This is a genomic window from Methyloceanibacter sp., from assembly GCF_058506495.1.
On record NZ_JBZMXT010000012.1, the window covers coordinates 17076 to 31336 of the forward strand.

Genomic DNA, 14261 nt, shown 5'->3' on the forward strand with positions numbered 1-14261 from the left:
TTTGCCGCAACCAAAGGTTTTTCAGAACCTTTGCAAATTTGGCACGATCAAACCATGCGACACAAAAAAGGGCACGATGACCAAGTCTCGTGCCGCTTTTTTTTGCGATATGCATGCGCGCCCCTCCGGGAACGTGGGCGCTCCAAGCAAAGCCCTACATCGTCGTCGGGCCAATGACTTCGTGGTCCGTCACAACACAGTGCCAAGAGCCCACTGTGGGAAACTCACGCAAATCCTGTCGTTGCTGCAGGAACTGCATCGCAGCCATGTAGCCACCGCGGCCAAGGCATGCGTTCGGGGACATGGCGTCGGCCAAGAAATCCATGGGCACAGGCACATCGATGCAGCCCGTCGCCACGATGGCTGCCTTTCGTTCTGCCGCAGTCATCGGCTTTTCATTGTCGTAGATCTTGCCGTGATTGATCGGTTCGAGCGGCGTCACAACACCGCGGCAGGCCTTCACGATGAGCTGTACGTATACGGTCTTTTCTTTTTCAGCACCCATGCGGGTTGGTTGATCGGGGTCAGCCGCTGCGGGGCCACAAAGCAAGATGCCCAACGCGCAGACGAGGATAGTGAGAGATCTCATTGTACTCTTTCTCGTTCCCAGGGCTGACGGCCACGCCCTCATCGAGAATCTTGACTGCGGCTGGCCGATGCCGCTGCGGAGCTCATGCCCCCGCCTCCCCCAATACGGGCAACTCTAGTGGCAATTGCCAGGATTCCCAAGGCGGTCTTCGCTCGGAATGGGTATGACCGTGGGCCAACCGGTCACGATCTCGTGACTACATCCAAGCCGAACTCGGCGGAGGCGTCCTCGATCCATGCGCAAAAACTACCAGCAAAACTGCGAAAGACGGCTAAATCGAACGCCTCTGTGTCACGCCAGATCAACACGCCCATGTGCCCGATGGACGTCACCGCAGCCGCGCCATCGACGAAAACTCTTGGGTCGAGATCGATTGCCAGACCTTTGGACAGCACACTGCGGACCGCTGATCCTTCGAGGCGAACGACCGCTCGGCCACTACTGTGATCGGCGACCGACGCCTTACCTCGGAGCTTTGAGGCAAGATCGTCCGCGAGCATCTCATTGGGCAGCGCCTCGGATACGGCAAACCATTGGCCCGGTGCAACGCCGATAAAACGGACGTCTTTGCCTTCAACACAGGTTGGCGCGCTCGGCAGCCCAACGCCATAACTTGTTCGAACGGACTCATCCAGAGCGGCGCCTTGGCATCTGCGCACCTCTAAGGTCGCGAGACCAAGGTCGGCGCGCTCTGTCAAAGTGACTCCGGCGTCACCATCAGGACTGCCGTGACGCCCCGAGACCAACATGCCGTCAAGTGCAGACGCGCATTGCAAATCAGACACGTAGCCGCTCTCCTTCCGGATCGACGAAATGCGGACTGCAGACTTCAGCCAGCGTTTCGTAGTTGCGTAGTGGATCGCAAACCCTGACGACTTCGCCGTATCGCGCTGGGCCATCGCTCAGCATGGCCAGCCCGATGAAGCTCTCAAGCTCGGGCGAGTACGCTTGTGATGTCACATAGCCCTGATCGTTCGCCGCGTCGGCCTTTGCGTGCCGGGGTACAAGATGCGCGCCGGCGCTGACCCGCATTTTTGGATCAAGCGGCTTCAGACCGACAAGCGTCGCTCGTGAGGCTTCGTTCAAGGCCTCTCGTTCGCCCATGAAACGGCCGATGAAGTCCTTCTTTCTGGACATCATTCTACCAAGCCCCAAATCGTGCGCGGTCGTCTGACCGTTCAGCTCGGGGCCCGCGGCATGGCCTTTCTCGATCCGCATGACACCAAGTGCCTCAGTACCGTAAGGCCCGATACCGTGTTCGGCGCCATCATCCATGATCGCGCGTATCAAAGCATCGCCAAATCGCGCCGGCACACCGATCTCATATGCTAGTTCCCCTGAGAAGGAGAGCCGGAAGAGCCGCGCGGGCGTACCTCCACAGACTGTGAAGGTTCCACAGGCCATGTAGGGGAAGGCCTCGTTGGAAATGTCTTGGCCTGAATCCAGCAGCGCCTCGATCACTTTGCGTGACTGAGGACCTGCGACAGCATATTGCGCCCATTGCTCTGTTTGGGAAACGGTCTGAACATCGAGCTCAGGCCATAGCACCTGCTGGCAGAACTCCAAATGCTGACTGACCCGCACCGCGTTGGCGGTCGTTGTTGTCATGTAAAAGTGATCGTCGGCGAGGCGCGCGGTCGTGCCATCGTCCATGGCAAAGCCGTCTTCGCGCAGCATGAGCCCATAGCGCGCTTTTCCCACTGGCAGCTTCGAAAATCCATTGATGTAAACGCGATCGAGTAGCGTTCCAGCATCGGGTCCTTGAACGTCGATCTTGCCAAGGGTCGAGACGTCGCAAACGCCGACATTGTTGCGCGTATTGGCAACTTCGCGATCGACAGTCTCTTGTGCCGTCTCGCCAGACTTCGGAAACATCAGCGCGCGCATCCAAGCGCCAACCTCGACAAACTCAGCGCCGTTCTCCTCCGCCCAGCGATGCGACGGCGGTAGGCGCTTTGGGCGAAATTCCTTGCCGCGATGGTGCCCTGCCAGAGCGCCAATCGCGACAGGCGTATAGGGCGGGCGAAATGTCGTGGAACCGACAGAACCGAGATACCGCCCGGTCACCTCGGCGAGCAAAGCCGCACCGTTGAGGTTGGACGTTTTGCCTTGGTCGGTAGCCATGCCGAGCGTTGTGTAACGTTTTAGGTGATCGGGCACGCGAAAGCCCTCACGTGCCGCGAGCTTTACGTCAGAGACCGTGACGTCGTTCTGAAGGTCGACGAACGCCTTGCCGCCCCTACTTTGGACATGCCAGACGGGCGTAACACGCTCGTCGTCTTGCGCCGGCGCTGAACGGCTGGGTGCCACAGGAGAAAATCCGCAGTCTCTTGCGGATTCACCACCCGCCGTCTCCCCGCTCGCCAAACAGGCGTCCAGCGAGAACCGGCCGGCTGCCGCACCGGCGACCCGCATGCCAGGCGCGAGAGCGCCCGGCACGAGGCAGGATCGAGCTTCGTCCCAGACAGGCTTGCCGCCCAAATGGGTCGTCAAGTTGATTGCGGGATTCCAGCCGCCCGAAACTGCAAGCAGGTCGCAGTTAAACAACGTCATCCTGCCTTGAGTGTCCTTGATGCGCACGGACTTGATCCCATGGGCGCCGCTGACGCTATCAACGATTCCGCTCACATATTCAGTGCCGATAGCCGTCGCTGCTTGTCCGGCCGTTGGCGAAGCGTCCGGCCGCGGGTCAACAATCGCGCGCACTTCGACCCCGCTATCTGAAAGATCTTTTGCCGTGCTCAGCGCCGCGTCATTGTCGGCGAAGACCACTACGGCTCGGCCGGGTGTGACGCCGAAACGGTTGACATAGGTCCGCACGGCGCTTGCGAGCATCACGCCCGGTCGGTCGTTGTCGCCGAAGACAATGGGCCGCTCGAATGCGCCGGCGCAAACTACGGACTGCTTGGCCACGATGCGCCAAAGCCTCTGCCGCGGCGTGTACGGCGCGGGTTTGCGAAGGTGATCGCCGACGCGTTCGACAGCCGCGTAGACGCCACCATCGTAAACGCCAAACACCGTCGTGCGCCGTAAGATCCGGCAGTCGGGAAAACTCTCCAGTTCGGCAGCAGCCGCGGCCGCCCACTCCTGTGTAGGCTTACCGTCAATCTCGCCCCGCTCGGCCAGCAAGCGGCCGCCCAGAACGAAATCCTCATCACACAGAATAACGCGTGCGCCCGCCCGCGCCGCCGACAGCGCCGCCGACAGTCCCGCCGCCCCAGCGCCGATGACAATAACATCGCAGAATGCGTTAGCCTTTTCATAGGTATCGGGATCGGGCTGCTTCGATGGATAGCCGAGCCCCGCGGCCCGACGAATCGTTGGCTCGTACAGCTTCTCCCAAAACGAGGCCGGCCACATGAAGGTCTTGTAGTAAAAGCCCGCGCCGAAAATCGGGGACACCAGCTGATTTACCGAAAGGAGATCGTATTTCAGCGACGGCCAGCGGTTCTGACTCGCGGCATCTAGGCCCTCATAGAGCTCAATCGTGGTTGCGCGCGTATTCGGTTCTCGATGCGCACCGGTGCGAAGCTCAACGAGTGCGTTAGGTTCCTCGGACCCGGCAGCAAGCACGCCCCGCGGACGGTGATACTTAAACGAACGCCCGACGAGACGAATGCCGTTAGCCAGAAGTGCCGAAGCCAACGTGTCGCCTGGATGCCCTTCGAGACGCTGCCCATCGAACCGGAACGAGATACTCTTGTCGCGGTCGACAAGTCCTCTCTTCATCAGTCGGTTGATCTGGCTCATCCGCACCTCAGCGCTCCTTCGCAGCGAGTTCGACGGCAACGATTTCGTGGGTAGTGGTATCGCGCGCTACTTCGAGCCAGGCGCGACAGCCCGCGCTGTGTTGCCAGAATTCCTTATGAAGCCCGGCCGGATTGTCTCGAAGGTAGACGTAGTCAACCCAGGCTTCAGTCGCGCGCGCGTCGATACTGCTAGGCCGCGGCACGGTCGCGTCGCCGCGATAGGTGAACTCTTCCAAGCCGCGCGCGCCGCAATATGGACAGGTGATCCGCATGGCCCTTCCTCAGTGCAAGTTCGGCTGGGCGCCCATGCCCTTTTCGTCGATCACGCGGCCCGAGGCGAAACGATCGAAGCGATAAGCTGCGGCGTAAGGATGAGGCTGGCCTGTAGCGATAAGATGCGCGAAACACCAGCCAGCGGCCGGGGTGGCTTTAAAGCCTCCGTAACACCAGCCACCGTTGAAGTAGAGGCCATCGATGTCGGTCCGGTCGATGATGGGCGATCCGTCCATCGACATGTCAAGCAGTCCGCCCCAGGATCTCAAAATGCGCAGTCGGCCGATCGCGGGGATCAGCGCCATGCCACCCTCGGCGACATCCTCTACGACAGGCAAGTTCCCGCGCTGCGCGTACGTGTTGTAGCCATCGATGTCGCCACCGAAGACGAGCCCGCCTTTGTCGGACTGACTGCAATAGAAGTGGCCGGCGCCGAAAGTGATCACCGTATCAAGCAGCGGCTTGATCCCTTCCGTAACGAAAGCCTGAAGTACATGACTCTCGATAGGCAGGCGCAGGCCCACCATCTCTCCGACCCGAGAGGAGCTTCCAGCAACAGAGAGCGCAACCTTCTTCGCGCCGATGAACCCTTTTTCGGTTTCGACGCCCACGATGCGGCCCTTCTCAACGCGAAACCCGGTCGCCGCACAGTTTTGGATGACGTCGACGCCGCGCTGGTCCGCGGACCGCGCATAGCCCCAGACCACGGCGTCGTGCCGCACCGTGCCGCCACGCGGCTGGTACAGGCCGCCGCGTATGGGGAAGCGCGCATTGTCGAGGTCCACAAACGGAACCAGTGCCCGGACCTGATCATTGTCTAAGAGTTCAGCATCCGCGCCGTGAAATCGCATGGCGTTTCCGCGCCTGACAAATGAATCGCGTTGCGCATCGGAGTGGAAGACATTCAAAACGCCGCGCTGACTGACCATTGCGTTGTAGTTGAGGTCTTGCTCCAGCCCTTCCCATAGCTTCAACGACCATTCGTAGAAGGGCTCATTGCCTGGCAACAGATAGTTCGACCGGACGATCGTCGTGTTACGGCCGACATTGCCCGAACCCAGATAGGACTTCTCGATTACCGCGACATTCGTAATGCCGTGTTCCTTGGCGAGATAGTGCGCCGTCGCAAGGCCGTGCCCTCCACCGCCAACGATGATGACATCGTAGGAAGGTTTGGGCTCCGGCTCGCGCCAGACCGGTTTCCAATTCTTATTGCCGGTCAGCGCATTCGCGAGAAGGCTGGCGAGTGAATAGCGCATCGGCGCAACTGTGCGCGATGCCGATTCTATCAATTGACATTTTGCGACATATATTTGAGCTTTTACGCCTTTGAGTGATTACTACCTTTGGAATAATCGCAAACGCACGCAAGTTGGGTCAGCATACAGCGCTCTAGGCTCTGAAGCTCAGCACGCGTGTTCTCGATTACACAGGTGACCATAGGGGCTCGCGCATGGCTCGTGAGATATCGACTTCGACGGTCGGCTTTTTGCTTGTGCCCGGCTTCGCGCTGATGTCCTACACAGCGGCGATTGAACCATTGCGTGCGGCAAACCTTTTGTCCGGAAAAACGCTTTACCGTTGGTGGCACGCCGCTCCGTCTGGAGAGCCTGTTTCGGCTTCCAATGGCGTTGCGGTAATACCTGATTGCGGCACGCGCTCGGAACGAGGCGCGGATATGGTCTTTGTCTGCGCCGGCGGCAACCCGACAACGTTTGGCGACAAATTGACCTTCTCTTGGCTTCGCCGGCTTGCGCGGCAAGGCACCACGCTCGGCGGCATTTCGGGGGGGCCATTTCTTCTTGCAAAGGCCGGTCTCCTGAACGACCGACGAGCCACTCTGCATTGGGAACACTTGCCGGCATTTCGCGAAGCGTTCCCACATGTAACTGTCGTGCCGTCTTTGTTCGAAATCGATGGAAACCGCATCACGTGCTCGGGTGGCATCTCGGCGCTTGATATGATGGTTGCGTTGATCGAGCGAGACCATGGCCGGCCGCTGGCAGCCGCGGTAGGAGACTGGTTCTTGCACACGCACATTCGCGAGGGCTACGGACCTCAGCGGCTCGACTTGCGTTATCGGTTGGGCATAGCGGATGAGAAAGTTCTGCGCGTCCTGGGTGCGATGGAGATGAATCTCGAGAACCCCATATCGCGACATGATCTGGCGCAGGAAGCAGGGATATCCCTCAGGCAGCTTGAAAGGCTCTTCCACGAATATGTGGGACATGGAATTCATCAGCACTATCGATGGCTGCGGCTAGAGCGTGCACGGCACCTCTTGCGTGAAACCTCACTGCCCGTCCTCGACGTCGCGCTTGCAACGGGCTTCGCTTCTTCCAGCCAGTTTTCACGAGCTTACGCGCAAGCCTTCGGAGAACCGCCAAGCCGAACGCGAACACTGACGTAACAGTCGCGTGGGTCAAACCAAAGGTGCTAGAGTCTCGGGCTAGAGTATTGGGTTTCTGCGAAGCAGGCGTTTGCTCGAAGGCCAGGGAGGGGAGCGATGGCATCACGGTTGACTTCGAAAGAACTCCGCACCCGAACCCAATCACGAAGAAGATCGGCGACGCGAACCGATGCCGGTGAGACGTCGGCCGAGGCGAATGCGTCGGTCACGGGCTCCAACGCGCCACCAACGGATCTTAATCTTGAAGCGTCTATCGGTCGCCGTGTGCGTGCGTTACGCCAACGTCTTCAACTCACGGCAACAGACCTCGCCGCGCAGGCCGGACTCTCGCCTGGTATGTTGTCCAAAATAGAAAATGGCGGCACATCCCCGTCCCTTTCGACGCTGAGAGCGCTCGCCGAAGCACTACACGTTCCCATGACCAGCTTCTTCGCCGATTTCGAGGAACGGCGCGATTGTTCGTTCGTGCCGGCTGGCCAAGGCGTTCGAATTGAACGGCGAGGCACGAAAGCCGGCCATCATTACGAGCTCTTAGGCCACTCGCTGTCCGGCGACATCGTGGTCGAACCCTACCTGATCCGGCTTGACGCCAATGCAAGCACATACACGCAGTTCCAGCATGATGGGATGGAGTTCATCTACATGCTCAGCGGCAAGGTGATCTATCGCCATGCTGACAAGCTTTATCCGTTGGCGCCGGGCGACACCCTGTTCTTCGATGCGGGAGCCCTCCACGGCCCAGAGGAACTTGTAACCACGCCAATGACTTACCTTTCGATCATCGTCTACCCACGCCAATAGCACCAATCATCCCACACAGCTTTATTTCCTTCTAGGAAATATAATTTCTTCATGGTTGACGGCTTCTAGCCGTTTGTCGCATGCTGCTCGGAGCTGGAATCTGGAGCACAAGCGCATGTGTGGCATTGTTGGATTGTTCATTAAGGACCCCGCTCTTGAGCCCGAACTCGGGAAGCTAACGGCGGGCATGCTTGAGACCATGACGGGGCGCGGGCCTGATAGCGCCGGCTTTGCTGTCTATGGCGAAGGCGAAGCGGGTCGTACGAAGGTCACTGTGCGCGGAACATCACCGCTCGCCATTGAGGAACGTGCACTCGACTCCGGATTCCCAAGCGCGAAGACAGCCATCTACGATACCCACGCAGTTATCTCAGTTCCCGATGATGAAGTTGAAGCTTTGATCGCTTGGCTCGAGCTGACGCCAGACGCAGAGATTGTCGGCCGAGGGTCGCGCATGGAAATCTTCAAGGAAGTCGGTTTACCCGCTGACGTGGCCGCGCGCTTTAGCCTGCCGACAATGAGCGGGACTCATGCAATTGGGCACACGCGAATGGCCACAGAGTCGGCGGTGACCACCGACGGCGCACACCCCTACTCGACTGGACAAGACCAGTGCTTGGTCCACAACGGCTCGCTTTCCAACCACAATAATCTTCGCCGCGAACTCCGCCTCGAGGGCATGACGTTCGAAACCGAGAACGATACGGAAGTCGCCGCAGGCTATCTCACATGGCGCATGCGCAAAGGACTCTCCCTTGGCGATGCGCTCGAAGTGGGTCTTGAGGATCTCGACGGCTTCTACACGTTCGTCGTCGGAACCGAGAACGGCTTTGGCGTGCTCCGCGACGGCATTGCCTGCAAGCCCGCGGTCATGGCGGAGACCGATCAGTACGTGGCCTTCGGATCCGAGTACCGCGTTCTCGCCGACCTACCGGGGATTGGCCAGGCTCGGATCTGGGAGCCAGAGCCCGCCACCGTCTACTTCTGGGAGCGCTAGGCATGCCTGAGATTGATCTCGGCGTAACGCCACTAAGAGAACTGAACGGAGCGCTGCACAAGCTCCCGAAAGATACGAATGAGACGCACTGGGTTATCGGGAATCCGGCAGGTCAGCACGCAATCGCCGCGGGCCTCGATGCCCCGCTGAAGGTCGAGATCAAGGGTCCCGTTGGCTATTACTGCGCCGGCATGAACAAGCTCGCGACCGTTCAGATTCACGGGAATGCTGGTGTTGGCGTGGCCGAGAACATGATGAGCGGCTTCGTGCATGTAAGCGGCGATGCGAGCCAGGCCGCAGGCGCCACAGGCCGTGGCGGCCTCCTGCGCATCGACGGCAATGCGTCTTCTCGATGCGGCATATCGATGAAGGGGATCGACATCGTGGTGAAAGGTTCCGTTGGCCATATGAGCGCTTTCATGGCGCAGGCCGGCAACCTGATCGTTTTTGGTGACGCAGGCGACGCCCTTGGGGACTCTATCTACGAAGCACGGCTCTTCATTCGGGGTGACGTCAAGAGCCTCGGCGCGGACTGCATCGAGAAGGAAATGCGCGACGAGCACAAGTCGGCTCTACACAACATTCTGTCTAAGGCCGGTTTCAACGGCGAAGTCGATCCCGGCGAATTCCGGCGTTACGGCTCGGCCCGTCAACTATACAACTTCAATGTGGACCACGCGGGAGAGTACTAATGGATGCCACACCGATCACGAAACCCCGGAAGTCGGCGACATTCGACGACTATGCGCTCTCCGAGATTCGCCGGGCAGCGGCCACGGGCATCTACGACATTCGCGGCGGTGGCGCCAAACGCAAGCTGCCAAACTTCGACGATCTTCTCTTTCTTGGCGCTTCGATGAGCCGATATCCGTTGGAAGGGTATCGCGAGAAGTGTTCGACAGATGTGTGGCTTGGAACGCGCTTTGCGGAAAAGCCAATTCACCTCAAAATCCCCGTTACCATTGCAGGCATGAGCTTCGGCTCGCTGTCGGCGCAGGCGAAAGAGTCCCTCGGCAGAGGCGCTAGCACTATGGGCACGTCGACCACAACAGGTGATGGCGGCATGACGGAAGAAGAAAGAGGACACTCCTCCATTCTTGTTTATCAACTGCTCCCATCTCGTTACGGCATGAACCCCGATGATTTGCGACGCGCTGATGCGATCGAAGTGGTCGTGGGTCAGGGCGCCAAGCCAGGCGGTGGAGGGATGCTGCTCGGCCAAAAGATCTCTGACCGTGTTGCCGAGATGCGAACATTGCCCAAGGGCATCGATCAGCGCTCGGCCTGCCGTCACCCCGATTGGACGGGGCCGGACGATCTCGAAATTAAGATTCAGGAACTCCGCGAAATCACCGACTGGCAGATTCCCATTTACATCAAGGTGGGCGCCTCCCGGCCCTACTACGATGTCGCGCTTGCTGTGAAGGCTGGGGCCGATGTTGTGGTCCTCGACGGCATGCAAGGCGGCACTGCAGCGACGCAGGAAGTGTTCATCGAGCATATCGGGCTACCGTTGCTGGGCGCTATCCGCCCAGCCGTCCAAGCCCTGCAGGACCTTGGCATGCACCGCAAGGTTCAGCTGGTCGTGTCCGGCGGCATTCGGACAGGCGCCGATGTTGCGAAGGCGCTGGCGCTCGGCGCGGATGCAGTTGCGATCGGCACAGCGGCTCTTGCGGCTATCGGCGACAACGACCCCAAATACGAAGAAGACTACCAGAAGCTGGGCACGACGGCTGGCGCTTACGACGATTGGCATGAGGGCAATTGCCCCGCCGGCATCAGCACTCAAATTCCTGAACTCGCGGCGCGACTCGACCCGGAACTCGGCGGGCGGCGCCTGGCCAACTATCTGTCGGTACTGACGCTTGAAACCCAGACGATCGCTCGGGCCTGCGGTAAAAGCCACGTTCACAACCTCGAACCCGAGGATCTTGTGGCGCTCACGGTCGAAGCCGCCGCTATGGCGCAAGTGCCTCTTGCTGGGACAACTTGGATTCCGGGGCTGACGGGCGCATAGCTTGACGGCACACTGGGTGGCTCGCATATGCGAGCCGTTTTCCATTTGAAAGGGACGACAATGGCGATCGATTTAGAGAAAGAGGCCCGTGAGCGGGGCATCAAGTATTTCCTTATCTCTTTTGTTGATTTGTTCGGGACGCTGCGCGCAAAGCTCGCGCCAGCAAGTGCCATTGCCGACATGGCCGAGGAAGGGGCGGGCTTCGCTGGATTTGCAAGCTGGCTAGACATGACGCCGGCGCATCCCGACATGCTTGCAATCCCGGACCCCAATAGCCTGATACAGATCCCGTGGAAACCGGAGGTCGGCTGGCTCGCCGCCGACCCGTACATGGATGGCAAACCTGTCGAACAAGCCCCTCGCAACTTGCTGAAGCGAATGCTGAATAAAGCCGAGGACGCGGGCTACACCATGAAGATGGGCGTCGAGCCAGAGTATTTCCTTGTAAGTGCCGACGGGGAGTCGCTGAGCGATGCAACCGATATTCAGGCCAAGCCCTGCTACGACCAATCGGCCTTAATGCGCCGCTATGATGTCGTGAGCGAAATTTGCGATTGCATGTTGGAACTCGGTTGGGGGCCCTATCAGAACGACCACGAAGACGCGAATGGTCAGTTCGAAATGAACTGGGAGTTTGCCGACGCGCTGACCACAGCGGACCGGATGGTCTTCTTCAAATACATGGTGAAGGCGATTGCCGAAAAGCACGGCATCCGCGCGACATTCATGCCGAAGCCCTTCTCGCATTTGACCGGAAACGGCTGCCACATGCACGTATCGCTCTGGGACGGGGACAAGAACCTGTTTGAAGACCAAAATGACGGCCTCGGCTTATCGAAAGTAGCCTACAACTTCATCGGTGGCCTGATCGACCACGCGGATGAGATCTGCTCAATCACCAATCCCACGGTCAACTCATACAAGCGGATCAACGCGCCGGTCACGTCTTCCGGGGCGACCTGGGCGCCCAACACAGTGACCTTCGCCGGAAACAACCGGACCCATATGGTCCGCGTCCCGGGCAGCGGACGGTTCGAGCTACGTCTCGCGGATGGCGCAACCAATGCTTACCTGTTCCCCGCGGCTGTGCTGGCAAGCGGCCTCGACGGCATTGCCAACAACGCAGATCCGGGCAAACCACTCGACATTGACATGTATGCGGAGGGTCACAAGGCACCCGCTGACGTTAAGAAGCTGCCGCTCAATCTCTTGGATGCGCTCCGTCTCACCGACGGTTCGGCACTGTTGCGGCGGGAATTCGGTGACGAATTTGTCAACGCTTATGTGAAGCTGAAGACAAACAACTGGAACGAATACTCTCACCAGCTCACGAGCTGGGAACGGGCTAATACGCTCGATTGCTAGTGGCCGGGTCAGCACGAGTTCTCATCCGTGCGGCGGAGAGCAAAGACGAATCAGCCTGGCGAAGCCTCTGGGCCGGGCATATCGACTTCTATCAGGTCGAGGTCCCCGACGCGGTGACCGGTCTTACCTGGTCGCGCATCCTCGCTGAAACCGTTCCGATGTTCGCGCGCGTCGCGGACTACGACGGCAAGGTTGTCGGCTTTGCGATTTCCACGCTCCACCCCTCGACATGGACACCAGACCTGAACTGTTACCTTGAGGATCTCTTTGTTGATCGAGACGCGCGCGGCCACGGCGTCGGACGCGCACTGATCGACGATCTCCTCAAAATGGCCAAGGAGAAGGGCTGGGACCGGGTCTATTGGCACACCGATTCTGGCAACAGTACCGCCCGAGCGCTCTACGACCGTTATACGAAGGCTGACGGCTTCGTCCGCTACCGCATTTCCCTAAGCGACTATGTCAAAGGGGAGTAACAACGAACGCGAATTGATTTGATGGAGGCTCCGGGTCCATGGATCGGTTACTAGAGGCCCGGCATATGCGTCATAAGGCCTTCACCTACACAAAAAGCTCTTACGACCATCCCACCGTTGCTAGCATTCGCTCGTCCTAATTCCGGAAATAGAATGGGAGATCAGCATGCCGCCTACGCCCACTGAGATTGAGACACTCCGCAGTCACTTGAGTAGCAACGGCGTGGCCTACCTGATGGCAAGCTTCGCCGACATGCATGGTGTGTCTAAGACCAAGATGGTGCCGCTCTCTCACATCGATCAGATGATGGCCGGGTCAGAATTGTATACGGGAGCGGCTTTGGACGGCGTTCCTCAAGATGTGAGCGATGAGGAAGTCTCGGCCCATCCGGATCCTCAGTCGTGCATCATATTGCCTTGGCAAACCAACGTCGCGTGGTTCGCATCCAATCTCTGGTGCGAGGGGAAACCCTTCGACGCGTGCAGCCGCAACATTCTTGCGCGCGCCACTCAGGCGGCTGCCGACATGGGATTCGTCATGAACCTCGGCATGGAGGCCGAATTCTATGTGTTGAAAGATGGTGAGTCCGATGTCGTCCCAGTGTCGGCCCGCGATACACTCGACAAGCCCTGCTACGACGGTTATGGCGCTCTAGACAATCTTCATTGGCTGTCCGAACTCGTCGACGCCATGGATGATCTTGGTTGGGATGTTTATTCCTTCGACCACGAAGACGGCAATGGGCAGTTCGAAGTCGACTTCCGCTATGCAGATGCGATGACCATGGCCGACCGGTTCGTGTTCTTGCGGATGATGGCAAATGCAATCGCCCAGAAGCATGGCTACTTCGCTTCCTGGATGCCCAAGCCGTTCGCCGATCGTACCGGGTCAGGCGCCCACTACAATATGTCGCTGGAAAGCTTGGAAACGGGCCAAAACCTTTTCAAGGACGATAACGATCCTCGGGGGTGCGGGCTCTCAAACCTCGGCTATCAGTTCGTCGCCGGCGTATTGCGGCATCTGCCGGCAATTAGTGCAGTCGTGTCGCCTACGGTGAACAGCTACAAGCGTCTCATTAAGCAGGGCTCAATGTCCGGCTCAACCTGGGCGCCAGTCTTCGTGTGCTATGGCAACAACAATCGAACGAATGCGCTGCGTATCCCGCTTGGTGGGGGACGCGTTGAGTTACGGGCATCAGACTCCGCCAACAATCCATATCTTGGCGCCGCGATGGTACTCAGCGCGGGACTAGAAGGCATCAGGGAAGAACTAGATCCCGGCGATCCGCATACGGAGAACATGTACAACAAGACCCCTGAGGAGCTGGAAGAACTGGGAATTGCGCTCCTACCTCGGACGCTCGAAGAGGCGATCGACGCCTTCGAAACCGATCCCTTTTCTCGCGCGGTAATGGGTGACGAGATGTTCAAGGCCTATGCCGCATTCCGACGTGAGGAATGGGAGGCCTATCACAACCACGTCTCCGATTGGGAGCAGGACCGCTACCTCAACTTTTTCTGACCATATTACGAGACAACAAATCTTGGGCAGTTCGCTGCCTGCAAAAAGGGCAGCTCGAACCG

General features: G+C 59.0%; 13 protein-coding genes. 8 read left to right on the plus strand and 5 right to left on the minus strand.

Annotated elements, in window-relative coordinates:
- Nucleotides 1-154: 154 nt before the first annotated feature.
- From AC33YF_RS04205 to AC33YF_RS04225, 5 genes are all read right to left on the minus strand, one after another.
- Nucleotides 155-589, minus strand: a complete 435-nt coding sequence (locus tag AC33YF_RS04205) for a hypothetical protein (RefSeq protein ID WP_491775949.1) — start codon at nt 587-589, stop codon at nt 155-157.
- Between the two features lie 182 nt (nt 590-771).
- A complete protein-coding gene (locus AC33YF_RS04210) occupies nt 772-1374 on the minus strand; it encodes a sarcosine oxidase subunit gamma (protein WP_491775950.1) in 603 nt (200 codons plus the stop codon).
- A complete protein-coding gene (locus AC33YF_RS04215; RefSeq protein ID WP_491775951.1) occupies nt 1367-4339 on the minus strand; it encodes a sarcosine oxidase subunit alpha family protein in 2973 nt (990 codons plus the stop codon). Before AC33YF_RS04215 ends, AC33YF_RS04210 begins: the two co-directional genes overlap by 8 nt.
- A gap of 7 nt (nt 4340-4346) precedes the next feature.
- Complete coding sequence (locus AC33YF_RS04220; RefSeq protein WP_491775952.1) at nt 4347-4610, minus strand: sarcosine oxidase subunit delta; 264 nt, start codon at nt 4608-4610, stop codon at nt 4347-4349.
- A gap of 9 nt (nt 4611-4619) precedes the next feature.
- Nucleotides 4620-5870, minus strand: coding sequence for a sarcosine oxidase subunit beta family protein (locus AC33YF_RS04225; RefSeq protein ID WP_491775953.1), 1251 nt, complete (start codon nt 5868-5870; stop codon nt 4620-4622).
- A 194-nt stretch (nt 5871-6064) separates the two neighbouring features.
- Here AC33YF_RS04225 and AC33YF_RS04230 point away from each other — a divergent pair, with 194 nt between their 5' ends.
- From AC33YF_RS04230 to glnT (AC33YF_RS04265), 8 genes are all read left to right on the plus strand, one after another.
- On the plus strand, nt 6065-7021 hold the full coding sequence (locus tag AC33YF_RS04230) for a GlxA family transcriptional regulator (protein WP_491775954.1): 957 nt from the start codon (nt 6065-6067) through the stop codon (nt 7019-7021).
- Between the two features lie 96 nt (nt 7022-7117).
- Nucleotides 7118-7822, plus strand: coding sequence for a helix-turn-helix domain-containing protein (locus tag AC33YF_RS04235; protein ID WP_491775955.1), 705 nt, complete (start codon nt 7118-7120; stop codon nt 7820-7822).
- 115 nt (nt 7823-7937) lie between these two features.
- A complete protein-coding gene (locus AC33YF_RS04240; protein WP_491775956.1) occupies nt 7938-8819 on the plus strand; it encodes a class II glutamine amidotransferase in 882 nt (293 codons plus the stop codon).
- 2 nt (nt 8820-8821) lie between these two features.
- Nucleotides 8822-9511: a protein glxC gene (locus AC33YF_RS04245; RefSeq protein ID WP_491775957.1), complete on the plus strand. Its 690-nt coding sequence runs from the start codon at nt 8822-8824 to the stop codon at nt 9509-9511.
- Nucleotides 9511-10836, plus strand: coding sequence for an FMN-binding glutamate synthase family protein (locus AC33YF_RS04250; protein WP_491775958.1), 1326 nt, complete (start codon nt 9511-9513; stop codon nt 10834-10836). The genes AC33YF_RS04245 and AC33YF_RS04250 overlap by 1 nt, the downstream gene beginning before the upstream one ends.
- Nucleotides 10837-10896: 60 nt before the next feature.
- Nucleotides 10897-12201 carry a type III glutamate--ammonia ligase gene (glnT, locus tag AC33YF_RS04255; RefSeq protein ID WP_491775959.1) on the plus strand — a complete coding sequence of 435 codons (1305 nt, stop codon included), beginning with the start codon at nt 10897-10899 and terminating at the stop codon, nt 12199-12201.
- Nucleotides 12201-12677, plus strand: a complete 477-nt coding sequence (locus AC33YF_RS04260) for a GNAT family N-acetyltransferase (protein ID WP_491775960.1) — start codon at nt 12201-12203, stop codon at nt 12675-12677. The genes glnT (AC33YF_RS04255) and AC33YF_RS04260 overlap by 1 nt, the downstream gene beginning before the upstream one ends.
- Before the next feature lie 166 nt (nt 12678-12843).
- The gene (gene glnT / locus AC33YF_RS04265; protein ID WP_491775961.1) at nt 12844-14199 is read left to right on the plus strand and encodes a type III glutamate--ammonia ligase; all 1356 of its coding nucleotides are present in this window, start codon (nt 12844-12846) and stop codon (nt 14197-14199) included.
- Nucleotides 14200-14261 lie beyond the last annotated feature (62 nt).